We start from the raw sequence: 14,251 nt of genomic DNA on the forward strand, positions 1-14,251 counted from the left end.
ACTGACCCAGCCGGTCTGTAACAGGAAATTTCTGCATTCGGGCACGGAGCCAGCATTCATCTGCAGGGGCGAGCAAGCTCGCTCCTACGAAGAGCTCATTCGCACGCTCACGGCTGGCTGGCGATGGCCTTTTCGATTGCCGCTTGCAGCTCCGGATCATCCGGCTTGGTCAGGCTGGAAAACTCCGCCACCACCTTGCCCTGGCGGTCCACTACGTACTTGAAGAAATTCCAGCGCGGCACCTGGTCGGCCTGCTGGGCGAGGTCCTTGAACAGCGGGATCGCCTCGTCGCCGCTGACGTGCTGCACCGAGGTCATGTTGAAGGTCACACCGTAGTTGCCGTAGCAGATCTTCGCGGTCTCGGCGGCGTCCGCGTCTTCCTGCTTGAAATCGTCGGAGGGCACGCCGAGTACTTCCAGGCCCTGGCCCTTGTACTTCTGGTAGACGGCTTCGAGCCCTTTGAATTGCGGGGTGAAGCCGCAGTGGCTGGCGGTATTCACAATCACCAGCGGCTTGCCGGCGTACAGCTTGCACAGGTCGAGCACATCCTTGGAACGCAGTTTGGGCAGTTCGCCCTGGGTCTTGAGCAGCGCCGGGCAATCGGCGGCCTGGGCCGCCAGCGGCAAGAGAAGAGAGAGAGCGAGCAGGGAAAGACGCATGGCAGTGATCCTCGAATTATCCCGTCACGCTACCCCGCACGACGGGCATCAGCAACTGCCCATGCCCAACTGCATCAGCGCGAGGCCACCACGTTGCCAGCCCCACCACGCCAGGCCCGCCAGCGCCAGGCCGAGGCCCAGCACCAGCGCGATCACCACTGGGCGCTTCACGCCGTCCCCAGCGCGGCGCGCTCGACAGGACGCTCGCGCACCGGCCAGTTGAGCAGGCCGGCCAGCAGGCTGAGGAGGATGGAAATCTGCCAGACCAGGTCGTAGTTGCCGGTGTGGTCATACACGTAGCCGCCCAGCCAACCGCCGAGGAAGGCGCCGATCTGGTGGAACAGGAAGGTGATGCCGCCGAGCATCGACAGATTGCGTACGCCGAACAGCGTGGCCACCGTGCCGTTGGTGAGCGGCACCGTGGACAGCCACAGCAGGCCCATGGCAATGCCGAACAGGTAGGCAGTCCAGACCGTCAACGGCGCCCAGAGGAAGGCGATGATCACCACGCCGCGCAGCAGGTACAGGCCGGTGAGCAGCTTGGGCTTGCTCATTCGCCCGCCGAGCCAGCCGGCGATATAGGTGCCGAACACGTTGAACAACCCCACCAGCGCCAGCACCGTGGTACCGACGGTGGCCGGCAGGTGACGGTCCACCAGGTATGCCGGCAGATGTACGCCGATGAACACTACCTGGAAGCCGCAAACGAAGAAGCCCAGAGACAGCAGCCAGAAGCCGGAATGCCCCGCCGCCTCGCGCAGCGCCTCGGCCAGGGTTTGCTCGTGACCCTGCATCGGCAGCGGCTTGTCCTTCATCAGCGCGGCCAGCGGCACGATCAGCGCCACCATCAGGCCGAGGGCGAGCAGCGCGGCAGACCAGCCGAGCCAGCTGATCAGCCCGAGCGTGCCGGGCAGCATGGCGAACTGGCCGAACGAGCCCGCCGCCGCCGAGATGCCCATCGCCATGCTGCGCTGCTCCAGCGGCACCGCGCGGCCGACCGCGCCGAGAATCACCGAGAACGAGGTACCTGACAGGCCGATGCCGATCAACAGGCCGGCGCTCATCGACAGGCTGAAGGCCGAATCGGAATAGCCCATCAGCACCAGGCCGATGGCATAGAGGATGCCGCCCACCACCACCGTGCGCATCGCGCCGAAGCGGTCGGCAATGGCCCCGGTGAACGGCTGGGCGATGCCCCAGATCAGGTTCTGCAGGGCGATGGCGAAGGCGAAGGTCTCGCGCCCCCAGCCGAATTCGGCGCTCATCGGCGCCAGGAACAGGCCGAAGCCGTGGCGGGTGCCCAGGGACAGGGCGAGGATCAGGGCGCCGGATAGCAGTATCCAGAACCCCGTACGCGACAGCTTCGACATCACTTGCTCCTACACGGGTATATACCCGCTTCTAATCGTTCGTATCCAGTGCACGCTGGCCTGCGCTAGCTCTCCAGCGCGGCCAGTTCATCCAGCAGGGCTTCCAGTTGCCGACGCTTGTCATCGCCCAGGTGGACCGCTACATCCTGCTGCGCCGCGTCCCAGGCTTCGCCGCCGCGGACAATGCGTTCCAACCCTGCGGGAGTCAGCGCGACGATGCGGTTGCGCAGGTCCTCACCCTCTTCCAGCTTCACCAGGCCGTCGGCTTCCAGCGGCTTGAGGTTGCGCCCCAGCGTACTGCGGTCCAGGCCCATGGCCTCGGCCAGGTCGGAGATGCTCGGCTGCTCCAGCCGCGACAGATGCCGCAACAGGGAAAACTGCGCAGTCGTCAGCCCGACGCTTTTCAAGGCATCGTCGTAGACGCGGGTCACGGCACGGGCCGAGCGGCGCAGTTTGGTACAGAGACATTGGGTGGTCAGCATGGGATACGTGTATATACCCGCAATCGCTCAAGCGCAATGGCCGATGCGACCGATTGTCCCATCTGCCAGCGCCCGGCGTTGGCGCAGCCAAGGGCACCGCATCGCGCCAGCCGTATAACTGCGGCCATCCAGCCCCGCGATTTCGGCGGGGCGCATCACGGTCCGAGGTCCCCGATGCCCGTCTACAAAGCCCCGCTGCGCGACACCCGCTTCCTGCTCAACGAAGTCTTCGATTTCCCCGGCCACTACCAGAACCTGGTGAATGGCGGTGAAGCCACGCCGGACATGGTCGATGCCATCCTCGGCGAATGCGCCAGGCTCTGCGAAGAGGTGATCGCCCCGCTCTACCACAGCGGCGACGAGGAAGGCTGCCACCTGGAGAACGGCGAAGTACGCACGCCCAAGGGTTTCAAGGAAGCCTACGACGCCTACGTGGCCGGCGGCTGGCAGGGCCTGTCGCACCCGGTGGAATATGGCGGCCAGGGCCTGCCGATGAGCCTGGGCGCGCTCAAGCAGGAAATGCTGGGCACCGCCAACTGGCCGTTCTCCATGTACCCGGGCCTGTCGCTGGGCGCGATGAACACCGTGATGCAGCACGGCACCGAGGAGCAGAAACACACCTACCTCACCCCGCTCACCGAAGGCCGCTGGGGCGGCACCATGTGCCTCACCGAGCCACAGTGCGGCACCGACCTGGGCCAGGTGAAGACACGCGCGGAATCCAACGCCGACGGCAGCTACGCCATCACCGGCACCAAGATCTTCATCTCCTCGGGCGAGCACGATCTCACCGAGAACATCGTGCACATCGTCCTCGCCCGCCTGCCGGATGCACCGAAAGGCACGCGCGGCATCTCGCTGTTCATCGTGCCCAAGTTCCTTCCAGGCGAAGGCGGCTCCCTCGGCCCGCGCAACGGCGTGAGCTGCGGTGCGCTGGAGAAGAAGATGGGTATCAAGGCCTCGGCCACCTGCGTGATGAACTTCGACGGCGCCACCGGCTACCTGATCGGCGAGCCGAACAAGGGCCTGGAATGCATGTTCACCTTCATGAACAGCGCGCGCATCGGCACCGCGATCCAGGGCGTGGCCACCGCCGAGCTGGCCTACCAGGGCGCGCTGGCCTATGCCCGCGAGCGTCGCTCCATGCGTGCCCTTTCCGGCACCAAGGAGCCGGGGGAGATCGCCGACACGCTGATGCACCACGGCGATGTGCGCCGCATGCTGCTGACCCAGAAGGCCGTGGCCGAGGGCGGCCGCGCGCTGATCTACCTGGCCACCCAGTACGCCGACAAGATGATCCAGGGCCTGCTGACCAACGATAACGCCGAGTACGACCGCTGGGACGACAAGCTCGGCTTCCTCACCCCGATCCTCAAGGGCTGCCTGACTGAACTGGGCCTGGAGAGCGCCAACCTCGGCATGCAGGTGTTCGGCGGCCACGGCTACATCAAGGAACACGGCATGGAGCAGATCGTCCGCGATGCGCGGATCGCCACGCTCTACGAGGGCACCACCGGCATCCAGGCGCTGGACCTGCTCGGCCGCAAGGTGCTGCTGATGACCCAGGGCAAGGCCGTACGCGACTTCACCCGGCAAGTGGCGAAATTCGCCGTCGACCTGCTCAAGCAGGAACCGGCCATGCGTGGCCGCGCGCTCACGCTGCTCAAGCTCTGCGCGCAGTGGAACATCCTCACGCTGCGTATCGCCCTCACCGCCCGCAAACAGCGCGACCTGGTGAGCACCGCCAGCCACGACTATCTGATGTTCTCCGGCTACGCCGCGCTGGCGTATTCCTGGGCGCTGCAGGAAGCCGCCGCACGCAAGCGCCTGCGCCAAGGCGGCAGCGAGTCGAGCGACTTCTACAAGGCGAAGATCGCCACCAGCGACTTCTACTTCGCCCGCCTGCTACCCCGCGCCAAGGGGCACGCGGCGGCGATGGCCAAGCCGGTACGGTCGATCATGGGGTTGAAGACGGAGCATTTCGCGTTCGATTGATGCTAGGCACAGCTATCCCGCTCTCCCATGGGAGAGCGGGAGTGAAGGCATTTTGTAGGAGCGGGCTTGCTCGCGAACAAGCTTCCCGGGAGCAGCGGTGCCCTGCAGTTCGCGAGCAAGCTCGCTCCTACACAAACAGCCCACGCGCCTATCCGTTGGACTCTAGAGCGCCAACGCCACCAGCACCGCGCACTCGATCATCTCCAGCATCGCCCCGGCGGTATCCCCGGTGGTGCCGCCCAGGCGGGCGATGAAGCGGCTGCGCAGCCAAACGAACATCACCAGCGCGACCGCCAGCGCCAGCATGCCGGTCAAGCCCACCAGCACCATCAGTGCGGCGTTGGCCGCCAGCATCCACGGCATCGCACCGCGCGGCAGGTGATCGGCCAGCGCCTGGCCCAGGCCGCCCTTGCGCGCGTAATCGGTGGTGTAGAACAGCAGCGGCAACGCGCAGCGACCCAGCCAGGGCGCCAGCAGCAAACCCCAGTGCTGGTGGTTGCCGAGAATGGAGGTGATCGCCGCGAACTTCAGCAGCAGCAACAGCACCAGGGCGACCACCGCGGCCGGGCCGCAGCGCGGGTCCTTCATGATTGCGAGCGTGCGTTCGCGGTCGCCCAGCCCGCCGATCCAGGCATCCGCCGTGTCGGCCAGGCCGTCGAGGTGCAGCGCGCCGGTGAAGGCCACCCACACCAGAAGGATGAGTGCCGCCTGCAACAGCAGGTGCACACCGCTGAGCAACTCTCCCATGGCGAACAGCACCGAACCGATCAGCAGGCCCACCAGCGGGTAATACAGCGTGGCGCGGCCGAACTGCTGCGGCGTCGGCATGTGCCCCAGGCGCACCGGCAGGCGAGTCAGGAACTGCAACGCCACCAGCGGCAGGCACCAGTCACTGAGCTGGGCGGCGCACGCGTCTTCGCCACTCGCTTCAGCAGGCGGCTCGGGGGCTTCCTGGTCGCGTTCCGGGTGCAGGTTGTTCATCAGAGGTCGACTTATGGTTGCGCCTTTTGGATACGCCAGCCATCACCCTCGCGGGTCACGTCCAGCACCATACATTCGCCGTGGGCCACCACCACTTCCAACAGACGCTCCGCCGGCAGGCCGCTGGCCAGGGCGCCGAACAGGCGCATCACACCGCCATGGGTGACGACCAGTACGGAAGATCCGGCATGGGCCTGGTAGAGCCGCTCCAGCGCCGCAAAGACGCGGGATTCGAAGTCGCCCATGGCCTCGCCGCCCGGTGGAGGGAAAGCGTAGGGATCGTCCCAGAAGCGTCCGAGCGCCTGCGCATCCGTCTCCATCAGCTTAGCTGGCGAAATGCCTTCCCACTGGCCGAAATCCAGCTCCTGCAAGCCTGGCTCAAAGCCCAGCGGCAGGCTGTGGCGCGCCGCCAGCTCCCGAGCGAAGGCAGCGCAACGCTGCAACGGCGAGCTGACCAGCGCCGCCCAGCGACATTCGTCGCCCACCGCCGCGCGCATCTGCGCCCAACCGCTCTCGGTCAACGCGTCGTCCAGCCGCCCGCGAAAGCCACCGCCGCGCTCGGTCTCGCCGTGGCGCAGCAATTCCAGCCGCAGCGTCATGCCGGGCGATCCGATACCGCCGCTTCGGCGAAGGTCGCCATCTCGCTGTGCAGCCGGCAGGCCTGGCGCAGCAGCGGCACTGCCAGCGCCGCGCCACTGCCCTCGCCCAGGCGCAGGCCAAGGTCCAGCAACGGCTGCGCGTCGAGCGCGGCCAGCACACGATTGTGCCCCGGTTCGGCACCGGCATGGGCGAACAGCAGCCAGTCGCGGCAGGCCGGATTCAGATGAATCGCGCACAGCGCGGCAGTACTGCAGATGAAGCCGTCCACCAGCACGGCAATACCCTTCTGCGCACATGCCAGGTAGGCGCCGACCAGTGCGGCAATCTCGAAGCCGCCCAGGCGGCACAGCGCTTCGAACGGTTCGTCGCAGTGGGCGCGGTGCAGCGCCAGCGCGCGGTCGATCACCTCGACCTTGCGGGCGACACCCTGCGAGTCCAGCCCCGTGCCGGGGCCGACCAGCGCGCGGGCCGGTTCGTCGAGCAGCGCGCAGGCCAGCGCAGCGGCGGCACTGGTGTTGCCGATACCCATCTCGCCGCCGATGAACAGCTCGGCGCCGGCCTGTTGCGCGCGGCGCACGGACTCGCGGCCCGCTTCCAGGGCAATCAGGCATTGCGCGGCGGTCATCGCCGGCTCCTTGGCGAAGTTCGCCGTACCGGCGCCGACCATCACATGCAGCACACCCGGCAGCGGCTCCAGCGGCGTTGCCGTGCCGAGGTCGATGACCTCCAGGCGCGCATCGAGGTCGCGCGCCAGCACGCTGATCGCCGCGCCGCCGCGCACGAAGTTGCGCAGCATCTCGACCGTCACCGCCTGCGGATAGGCCGATACGCCCTCGGCCACCACCCCGTGGTCACCGGCGAACAGGGCGATCCAGACATGCTCCAGGCCCGGCCGCTCGCGGCCCTGCAGGCCGGCCAGGCGGATGGTTTCCTCTTCCAGCCGGCCCAGTGCGCCACGCGGCTTGGTCAGTTGGTCCTGACGCGCGGCGGCCTTGTCCTGCGCCACGCGGTCGATCGGCTGGGTACCTTGCAGCCACCATTGCAGACTCATAACGCTTCCCCCTTCAACACCATGGGCAGGCCGGCGACGGTGAACACCACGCGCTCGCTGACCTCGGCCAGGGACTGGTGCAACCAGCCGGCCTCGTCGACATATCGGCGGCTGAGCTCGCCCATCGGCACCACGCCCAGCCCGGTTTCGTTGCTGACCAGAAGGATGCGCCCCGGCAGGTGCGGCAGCGTTTCCAGCAGCGCGTCGATCTCGCCACGCAGGCGCCAGCCGTCTTCATGGATCAGCAGGTTGGTGACCCACAGGGTCAGGCAATCGACCAGCACACAGTGGCCGGGTGCAGCCAGGCGCTCCAGTGCGTCGGCCAGGGCCAGCGGTTCTTCCACCAGGCCCCAGTGTTCCGGGCGGCGCTCGCGGTGCTGGAGAATGCGCGTGGACATCTCGCCGTCGCCGGCCTGGGCCGTGGCGACGTAGGTGACCGGCAGGCCGCTGTCCTGCGCCAGGCGCTCGGCCAGGCGGCTCTTGCCCGAGCGGGCGCCGCCGAGAATCAGTTCAAGCATGGGTTCCCGCTCCTACGAAAGACAGTTTCAGAGCCCACACAGCCGCCTCAGTTTCTCGGTATCCAGATGCGCCTCGACCTGGTCGGCCAGACGCTCGATGTCGCGCTCGCGCAGGGCGTGGTAATCGATCTGCTGCACCTCGTGCAGCCCCGCCCAGCGCAACAGTGCGGCGCTGGACGCGGAGGACTCGAACAGCCCGTGCAGATAAGTGCCCATCACCTGGCCATCGTCGCTCAACGCGCCATCGGCACGGCCATCGCTCAGGCGCACGGCGGGATTGGCCAGCGCCGGGCCTCGGGTGACGCCAGCGTGAATCTCGTAACCACTCACCGCAGCATCTTCCAGCGCCAGCCGGCCACTGACGTTGCGCAACTGCTTCTGCGGCTCCAGCACGGTGAGCAGGTCCAGCAGGCCGAGCCCCTCGCTCTCCCCCGCCGCACCTTCCAGCCCATGCGGATCGGCCAGAGTACGGCCGAGCATCTGCAGGCCACCGCAGATACCCAGCACCTTGCCGCCGTAGCGCAGGTGGCGCTGGATCGCCGCTTCCCAGCCCTGCGCGCGCAGGAAAGCGAGATCAGGACGCACGCTCTTGGAGCCGGGCAGGATGATCAGGTCCGCCGGTGGGATCGGCTGGCCAGGGCCGACGAAGGTCAGCTCCACCTGCGGGTGCAGGCGCAGCGGATCGAAATCGGTGTGGTTGCTGATGCGCGGCAAAACCGGCACGACGACCCGCAGTCGCTCGCCGGTCTTGGCGGCCTGGCGGGTGTCGATGGCATCCTCGGCTTCCAGGTGGAAGTCCATCAGGTACGGCAACACGCCCAGCACCGGCACGCCGGTGCGCTCCTCCAGCCAATCGAGGCCGTTCTGCAACAACGCGATATCGCCGCGGAAACGGTTGATGACGAAGCCCTTTACCCGCGCCCGCTCGCTCTCGGAGAGCAGCTCCAGGGTGCCCACGAGGTGGGCGAACACGCCGCCACGATCGATATCGGCGATCAGGATCACCGGGCAGTCCACTGCCTCGGCGAAGCCCATGTTGGCGATGTCGTTGGCGCGCAGGTTGATCTCCGCCGGCGAGCCCGCACCTTCGACCATCACCACCGGGTACTGCGCGCTCAGGCGCTGGTGGGACTCGAGCACCGCCTTCATCGCCACGCGCTTGTAGTCGTGGTAGGCCACCGCGTTCATGCTGGTGACCGCGCGGCCATGGATGATCACCTGGGCACCGGTGTCGCTGTTGGGCTTGAGCAGCACCGGGTTCATGTCGGTGTGCGGCGCCAGGTGGCAGGCCTGCGCCTGCACCGCCTGGGCGCGTCCGATTTCGCCGCCATCGGCAGTCACCGCACTATTGAGCGCCATGTTCTGCGGCTTGAACGGCACCACCGCCACGCCCTGGCGGCGCAGCCAGCGGCACAGCGCCGTCACCAACGTGCTTTTGCCGGCATCCGAAGTGGTGCCCTGCACCATCAAGGTCGCGCTGTGTGCGCTGTGCAACGTCACCGCAGGCTCTCCATCTGGTTGAAGGTGCGCAGGCCATGCTCCAGGCGCTCCCAGCCCTTCTCGTCCGGCGGCAGACCGAAGCGCAGGCTGCCGGGCGTCTCGAACAGGCGCACGAGAATCCCCTGGCGCGCCAGATGGTCGCGCAGCGCGTGAGCACGCATGGACACCACCCACTGGAACAGCGACGTTCCGCCCTGGGGCGCGAAGCCGTGTTCGCCCAGCAGGCCGGCCAGGCGCCGGCTCGCCTCGTTGAGGTCACGGCGCCGCTGGATCTGTTCCTGGAACTCCCCCAGCACCGCCTGGGCAACCCAGCGCGTGGGGCCGTTGACCGCCCAGGGGCCGAGCAGCTTCGCCAGGCTTTCCAGCAGGCGCGGTTCGGCGAAGGCGAAGCCCAGCCGCGCACCGGCCAGGCCGAAGAACTTGCCGAAGGAGCGCAGCACGATCAGCCCCGGACGGCTGGCGCAACTGGGCGCCAGGCTGTGCTCGGGAGTGCAGTCCATGAAGGCTTCGTCCACCACCAGCCAGCCGCCACGTTCCTGCAGGCGTGCGTGCCATTCCAGCAGCACACCGGCCTCTATGCGCTTGCCCGTGGGGTTGTTCGGGTTGACCACCACGAGCACGTCGAAACGCTCCAGGTGATGGGGGACTTCCTGGTCGCTGACCTCTCGCAGGATGTGCCCGGCGGCACGCCAGGATTCGGCGTGCTCGGCGTAACAGGGCGAAACCACGCCGACCTTGCCCGGTCGGCGCAAGCGCGGCAGCAGCTGGATCGCCGCCTGGCTGCCGGGTAACGGCAGCAGCTTCTCGGCACCGTAGTAGCGCCGCGCGGCGGCTTCAAGGCCGTCGCTGTCCTCGGGCAGGCGCATCCAGGCCGCCGCCGGCACGCTGGGCAACGCCCAGGACCAGGGCGAAATGCCAGTGGACAGGTCCAGCCACTCGGAGAGCGGAATTCCGTACTGCTGCGCCGCTTTGCGCAACCGGCCGCCATGTTCGAGCATCAGAGCACTCCCAGAATCAGGATGATCAGCAACCACAACAACACTCCCTGACGCACCAGGGCAAGCGCGCGCCAGATATCCACGGCAGTCGGCGCCGGGCCTTTGCCCAGCTGCGGGCGTTCGTGGAGCTCGCCGTGGTAGCGGGCGGAGCCGCCGAGCGAAACGCCCAGAGCCCCCGCGCCGGCGGCCATCACCGGGCCGGCGTTGGGGCTGTCCCATTTTGGCGCCTGTGTGCGCCAGCAGCGCAGGGCCAGCCGGGTGTGGCCCAGCAGCGCGTAGGTCAGCGCCACCAGCCGGGCGGGAATGTAGTTGAGCCCATCGTCGATCTTCGCCGCGGCCCAGCCGAACCGTTCGAAGCGCGCATTGCGGTAGCCCCACATGGCATCGAGGGTGTTGCTCAGGCGGTAGAGCACCACGCCCGGAGCACCCGCCACGGCGAACCAGAACAGCGCCGCGAAGACCGCGTCGCTGCCATTCTCCAGCACCGACTCGGTGGCCGCGCGGGCCACCGCGGTTTCGTCCAGCTCGGCAGTTTCGCGGCTGACCACGTAACCCACGCGCAGGCGCGCTTCGTTGAGGTCGCCACTGCGCAGCGCCAGCACCACCGGATCGGCGTGCTCGCCCAGGCTGCGCAGACCCAGGGCGGCGTACAGCGCCAGCACCTGGACGATCCAGCCGACGTAAGGCAGCAGGCTTAGCAACAGCGCGATGAGGGTCAGCGGAATGACCGCGATGATCCATGCGGTGACGCCATGGCTGCGCCAGCCGAGGCCAGGGGTGTCGCTTCCGGCATCGGCGCGGGAGCGATTGAACCTTCGCTCCAGCCGGTCCGCCAACCGCCCGAACGCCACCAGCGGATGCCAGCGTTTCGGCTCGCCCAGCAGGGCGTCCAGCGCCACGCCGAGGACGCTCAGCAAGGCCAGGCTCATGCCTTCTCTCCCCAGCGGTTTTCGAACACCAGCTCGTCCAGCGAGCGCGGCTGGCGCCAGCCTTCCAGGGCCAGCATCGGGGCGGAATAGAACGCGCTGACCGGCCCCAGGCAGATCACCGCAACCGCCTCGGCACCGTCCGGAAGGCCAAGCAGGTCGCCGAGCGCGGCAGGATCGAACAGCGACACCCAGCCCATGCCCAGCCCTTCCGCGCGCGAAGCCAGCCAGAGATTCTGGATGGCACAGGACAGCGAGGCCAGATCCATGTTCGGCAGCGTGCGACGGCCGAAGACATGCGCCTCGCGGCCGTCCATCAGCGCAGCCACCAGCACCTCGGCGCAGTCGAGCACGCCCTCGACCTTCAGCTTCATGAATTCGTCGGAGCGCTCGCCCAGCGCTTCGGCGGTACGAATGCGCTCCTCTTCCACCAATTGGTGGATCGACTGGCGCACGTCCCTGGACGTCACGCGGATGAAGCGCCAAGGCTGCATCATGCCGACGCTCGGCGCCTGGTGTGCGGCTTCCAGCAGGCGCGCGAGCAATTCGGGCGCCACCTCGCCACCGTTGAAATGACGCATGTCGCGGCGCTCGGCGATGGCGCGGTAAAGCGCGGCGCGTTCCTCGGGGCTGTAGGCGTGATCGGTCATGGTCTGAAGAGTGCGGCTGCGGCATCCGGATCGGATGGCAGGTAGAAGTGGATGTAGGACGCCGTGAGCCGGCCACGCCGGAACACGGCCTCGGCCACCGGCTTGTCGTTCGGGCAGACGCCACGGGCCAGCGGTACTTCAGCGCTGTCGAGCAACGAATGGTGGAAGGTGTGCCCGCGCAGGGTGCCCTCGGGCAGCGTCACGGCCTGCAACGCCAGCGCGGCGAGACGCTTCTGCATGCGCGCCTCACCCGGCAGCAGGGCCAGCAGCTCCTCGCGTTCGCCGGCCACGTCGGTCAGGGCATCGAGCAGATAGAGCATGCCGCCGCACTCGGCGAGGATCGGCTTGCCCCTCTCGTGGTGGGCGTGAATCGCCTGGGCCATGGCGCGGTTGTCGGCCAGCGCTTGCAGGTGCAGCTCCGGGTAGCCGCCGGGCAGGTAGAGGCTGTCCACCTCCGGCAGCGATGCGTCACGCAGCGGCGAGAAGAACACCAGTTCGGCGCCCAGCTCGCGCAACAGATCGAGGTTGGCCTGATAGAGGAAGGCGAAGGCGTTGTCCCGCGCCACGCCAATGCGCACGCCGTCGAGGCGGGAAGACTCGCTGCGCGGTTCGGGCGCGGCGAAGCTCACCGGCGCCGGCAACTCGGTGCTGGCGCTGGCGGCCAGGGCATCGGCGGCGGCGTCCAGGCGCGCGTCGAGGTCCGCCAGTTCGCCGGCCTGCACCAGGCCGAGGTGGCGGCTGGGCAACTCGACCTCGGTGTCGCGCGGCAGCGCGCCATACCAGCGAATCCATTCCGGCAGGCTGTCACGCACCAGGTCACGGTGGCGCTGGCTGCCGATGCGGTTGGCGAGCACGCCGGAGAACGGCAGGTCGCGCTGGTAGGTGGCCATGCCGACGGCCATCGCGCCGAAGGTCTGGGCCATGGACTGGCCATTGATCACCGCCATCACCGGCACGTTGAAGCGCCGCGCCAGATCGGCGGCCGAGGGCGAGCCGTCGAACAGGCCCATCACGCCTTCGATGAGGATCAGGTCGGCCTCACCGGCCGCCTCCCAGAGCAACCGGCGGCTTTCGCCCTCGCCGACCATCCACAGGTCCAGCTGATAAACCGGTGCGCCGCTGGCGCGGGCGAGGATCATCGGATCGAGGAAGTCCGGGCCGCACTTGAACACCCGCACCTTGCGCCCGAGGCGCGTGTGCAGGCGCGCCAGGGCGGCGGTCACGGTGGTCTTGCCCTGCCCGGAGGCGGGGGCAGCGATCAGCAGGGCGGGGCATTGGCGCGCATCGAGCATCAGGAGCACTCCGCCATAACGAAGGGCATCAGAACTCCACCCCTTTCTGCGCCTTGATGCCAGCCTTGAAGGCATGTTTCACCAGGCCCATCTCGGTCACGGTATCGGCGGCCTCGACCATGGCCGGTTGCACGCCTCGGCCGGTGGCGACCACATGCTGCATCGACGGGCGGGCGGCAATGTCGGCGAGCACGGTGTCCAGCTCCAGATAGCCGTGCTTGAGGGCGATGTTCACCTCGTCCAGCACCACCAGGCCTATCTGCGGATCGGCCAGCAGTTGCCGTGCCACATCCCAGGCCGCCTGTGCCTTGGCAATATCGCGCTGGCGGTCCTGGGTTTCCCAGGTAAAGCCTTCACCCATGACATGGAAGCTGACTTCCTCGGGGAAGCGGCGGAAGAACGCCTCCTCGCCGGTGGTCGCAGCACCCTTGATGAACTGCACCACCCCGACCTTCATGCCGTGGCCCAGCGCGCGGGCGACCATGCCAAAGGCCGAGCTGCTCTTGCCCTTGCCGTTGCCGCTGTTGACCAGGAACACTCCGCGTTCGCCCTGGGCCTGGGCGATCTTCTCGTCGATCACCGATTTCTTGCGCTGCATGCGCGAACGGTGGCGTTCGTCCTTTTCAGGGGATTCAGTCATGGGGTTTGCCTCTAGAAAGGGAGCGCGCAGGCGCCAGCTCGCCGGCCGGGCGGCAGCGAGCGGAGAATGGGATGGGCAGGAACGAACCGCCGGCGTGCGTAGGCGCCATGCGGTATAAGCCGCTCGGCGCGAAAGCCGTCGGCTTGGGAAACAGGGAATTCACCTGAAGGATTCTCCGCCGCTCTCACCCGCGCGGCACTGACCAGTCGGGGCAGGCGGAGGACGGCAACGCGCGGCGCACATGGCCTGCGTCGACAGCGCCTCCCGCGATGCCATGCGATGCAGCAGGCCGGTCTCCGGGCTTGCGAGTGGAAGCGCCTGGCGTTTCCGAAAGAACCGCGCCTTCCCATGCCAGTGGCACAGTGGCGGATGCGGTTCGAAGCTCGCTTACCGTTGCGGGGGCAGCGCCGGAATGCTCGATTGCGCATCGAATTCACCGGCTTCCCTGTTTCACCCTCGACTTGCGCCTCGGGCACCTGTAGCAGGCGCGCAGCTTAGTGGCTGGCGGGCTGGGGCGTCAATTGAACAGACTGTCGCCGGGGGCCCGCCCGTCGAACCGCCGAGGCTCTATAAAGGGTCACACAAGTCA

General features: G+C 67.7%; 15 protein-coding genes and 1 riboswitch. Of the genes, 1 reads left to right on the plus strand and 14 read right to left on the minus strand.

All coding sequences use genetic code 11. The annotated features are described in order from the left end of the window. Nucleotides 1–107: 107 nt before the first annotated feature. The 4 genes from PNI01S_RS05280 to PNI01S_RS05290 all read right to left on the minus strand — a co-directional run bounded on the left by PNI01S_RS05280 (nt 108) and on the right by PNI01S_RS05290 (nt 2,511). Nucleotides 108–659, minus strand: coding sequence for a glutathione peroxidase (locus tag PNI01S_RS05280; RefSeq protein WP_037007123.1), 552 nt, complete (start codon nt 657–659; stop codon nt 108–110). A 48-nt stretch (nt 660–707) separates the two neighbouring features. Next, nucleotides 708–830 carry a hypothetical protein gene (locus tag PNI01S_RS28595; protein WP_255302887.1) on the minus strand — a complete coding sequence of 41 codons (123 nt, stop codon included), beginning with the start codon at nt 828–830 and terminating at the stop codon, nt 708–710. Then, entirely contained in the window at nt 827–2,020 is a 1,194-nt protein-coding gene (locus tag PNI01S_RS05285; protein WP_089285744.1) for an MFS transporter, read from the minus strand. Before PNI01S_RS05285 ends, PNI01S_RS28595 begins: the two co-directional genes overlap by 4 nt. 74 nt (nt 2,021–2,094) lie before the next feature. After that, nucleotides 2,095–2,511 (minus strand): MarR family winged helix-turn-helix transcriptional regulator, encoded by a 417-nt coding sequence (locus tag PNI01S_RS05290; RefSeq protein WP_084357535.1) that lies wholly within the window; start codon nt 2,509–2,511, stop codon nt 2,095–2,097. Between the two features lie 174 nt (nt 2,512–2,685). Between PNI01S_RS05290 and PNI01S_RS05295 the strand changes: the two genes are divergently transcribed. Beyond that, a complete protein-coding gene (locus PNI01S_RS05295; protein WP_084357536.1) occupies nt 2,686–4,506 on the plus strand; it encodes an acyl-CoA dehydrogenase C-terminal domain-containing protein in 1,821 nt (606 codons plus the stop codon). Nucleotides 4,507–4,668: 162 nt separating this feature from the next. Here the strand turns inward: PNI01S_RS05295 and PNI01S_RS05300 are convergent, their stop codons facing one another. From PNI01S_RS05300 to cobO, 10 genes are read right to left on the minus strand one after another with little or no spacing between them, the layout of a single operon-like run. Beyond that, nucleotides 4,669–5,487 carry an adenosylcobinamide-GDP ribazoletransferase gene (locus tag PNI01S_RS05300; protein WP_178072229.1) on the minus strand — a complete coding sequence of 273 codons (819 nt, stop codon included), beginning with the start codon at nt 5,485–5,487 and terminating at the stop codon, nt 4,669–4,671. 11 nt (nt 5,488–5,498) lie between these two features. Beyond that, nucleotides 5,499–6,086 (minus strand): alpha-ribazole phosphatase family protein, encoded by a 588-nt coding sequence (gene cobC, locus PNI01S_RS05305; RefSeq protein ID WP_084357537.1) that lies wholly within the window; start codon nt 6,084–6,086, stop codon nt 5,499–5,501. Next, a complete protein-coding gene (gene cobT / locus PNI01S_RS05310; RefSeq protein ID WP_084357538.1) occupies nt 6,083–7,138 on the minus strand; it encodes a nicotinate-nucleotide--dimethylbenzimidazole phosphoribosyltransferase in 1,056 nt (351 codons plus the stop codon). Before cobT ends, cobC begins: the two co-directional genes overlap by 4 nt. Continuing rightward, nucleotides 7,135–7,656, minus strand: a complete 522-nt coding sequence (gene cobU / locus PNI01S_RS05315) for a bifunctional adenosylcobinamide kinase/adenosylcobinamide-phosphate guanylyltransferase (protein WP_024764569.1) — start codon at nt 7,654–7,656, stop codon at nt 7,135–7,137. Before cobU ends, cobT begins: the two co-directional genes overlap by 4 nt. A 27-nt stretch (nt 7,657–7,683) precedes the next feature. After that, nucleotides 7,684–9,123 carry a cobyric acid synthase gene (locus PNI01S_RS05320; protein ID WP_084357603.1) on the minus strand — a complete coding sequence of 480 codons (1,440 nt, stop codon included), beginning with the start codon at nt 9,121–9,123 and terminating at the stop codon, nt 7,684–7,686. Between the two features lie 29 nt (nt 9,124–9,152). Next, the gene (gene cobD, locus PNI01S_RS05325) at nt 9,153–10,154 is read right to left on the minus strand and encodes a threonine-phosphate decarboxylase CobD (RefSeq protein WP_084357539.1); all 1,002 of its coding nucleotides are present in this window, start codon (nt 10,152–10,154) and stop codon (nt 9,153–9,155) included. Then, the gene (cbiB, locus tag PNI01S_RS05330; protein WP_084357540.1) at nt 10,154–11,083 is read right to left on the minus strand and encodes an adenosylcobinamide-phosphate synthase CbiB; all 930 of its coding nucleotides are present in this window, start codon (nt 11,081–11,083) and stop codon (nt 10,154–10,156) included. The genes cobD and cbiB overlap by 1 nt, the downstream gene beginning before the upstream one ends. Then, nucleotides 11,080–11,730 (minus strand): 5,6-dimethylbenzimidazole synthase, encoded by a 651-nt coding sequence (gene bluB, locus PNI01S_RS05335; protein ID WP_084357541.1) that lies wholly within the window; start codon nt 11,728–11,730, stop codon nt 11,080–11,082. Before bluB ends, cbiB begins: the two co-directional genes overlap by 4 nt. Next, complete coding sequence (locus tag PNI01S_RS05340; protein ID WP_084357542.1) at nt 11,727–13,022, minus strand: cobyrinic acid a,c-diamide synthase CobB; 1,296 nt, start codon at nt 13,020–13,022, stop codon at nt 11,727–11,729. The genes bluB and PNI01S_RS05340 overlap by 4 nt, the downstream gene beginning before the upstream one ends. A gap of 28 nt (nt 13,023–13,050) precedes the next feature. Then, the gene (gene cobO, locus PNI01S_RS05345; protein ID WP_024764575.1) at nt 13,051–13,662 is read right to left on the minus strand and encodes a cob(I)yrinic acid a,c-diamide adenosyltransferase; all 612 of its coding nucleotides are present in this window, start codon (nt 13,660–13,662) and stop codon (nt 13,051–13,053) included. 270 nt (nt 13,663–13,932) lie between these two features. Then, nucleotides 13,933–14,157: riboswitch (cobalamin riboswitch) on the minus strand. Nucleotides 14,158–14,251 lie beyond the last annotated feature (94 nt).

The sequence above is a fragment of the Pseudomonas nitroreducens NBRC 12694 genome (genome assembly GCF_002091755.1).
In the GTDB taxonomy this organism is placed as follows: domain Bacteria; phylum Pseudomonadota; class Gammaproteobacteria; order Pseudomonadales; family Pseudomonadaceae; genus Pseudomonas; species Pseudomonas nitroreducens.

What these genes read in the sequence shown, in the direction of transcription:
- cobT (WP_084357538.1), bottom strand. Translation starts at nt 7,138, where the DNA reads ATGAGTCTGCAATGGTGGCTGCAAGGTACCCAGCCGATCGACCGCGTG.
- PNI01S_RS05290 (WP_084357535.1), bottom strand. Translation starts at nt 2,511, where the DNA reads ATGCTGACCACCCAATGTCTCTGTACCAAACTGCGCCGCTCGGCCCGT.
- PNI01S_RS05295 (WP_084357536.1), top strand. Translation starts at nt 2,686, where the DNA reads ATGCCCGTCTACAAAGCCCCGCTGCGCGACACCCGCTTCCTGCTCAAC.
- cobO (WP_024764575.1), bottom strand. Translation starts at nt 13,662, where the DNA reads ATGACTGAATCCCCTGAAAAGGACGAACGCCACCGTTCGCGCATGCAG.
- PNI01S_RS05320 (WP_084357603.1), bottom strand. Translation starts at nt 9,123, where the DNA reads ATGGTGCAGGGCACCACTTCGGATGCCGGCAAAAGCACGTTGGTGACG.
- cobU (WP_024764569.1), bottom strand. Translation starts at nt 7,656, where the DNA reads ATGCTTGAACTGATTCTCGGCGGCGCCCGCTCGGGCAAGAGCCGCCTG.
- PNI01S_RS05300 (WP_178072229.1), bottom strand. Translation starts at nt 5,487, where the DNA reads ATGAACAACCTGCACCCGGAACGCGACCAGGAAGCCCCCGAGCCGCCT.
- bluB (WP_084357541.1), bottom strand. Translation starts at nt 11,730, where the DNA reads ATGACCGATCACGCCTACAGCCCCGAGGAACGCGCCGCGCTTTACCGC.
- cobD (WP_084357539.1), bottom strand. Translation starts at nt 10,154, where the DNA reads ATGCTCGAACATGGCGGCCGGTTGCGCAAAGCGGCGCAGCAGTACGGA.
- PNI01S_RS05280 (WP_037007123.1), bottom strand. Translation starts at nt 659, where the DNA reads ATGCGTCTTTCCCTGCTCGCTCTCTCTCTTCTCTTGCCGCTGGCGGCC.
- PNI01S_RS05340 (WP_084357542.1), bottom strand. Translation starts at nt 13,022, where the DNA reads ATGCTCGATGCGCGCCAATGCCCCGCCCTGCTGATCGCTGCCCCCGCC.
- cbiB (WP_084357540.1), bottom strand. Translation starts at nt 11,083, where the DNA reads ATGAGCCTGGCCTTGCTGAGCGTCCTCGGCGTGGCGCTGGACGCCCTG.
- cobC (WP_084357537.1), bottom strand. Translation starts at nt 6,086, where the DNA reads ATGACGCTGCGGCTGGAATTGCTGCGCCACGGCGAGACCGAGCGCGGC.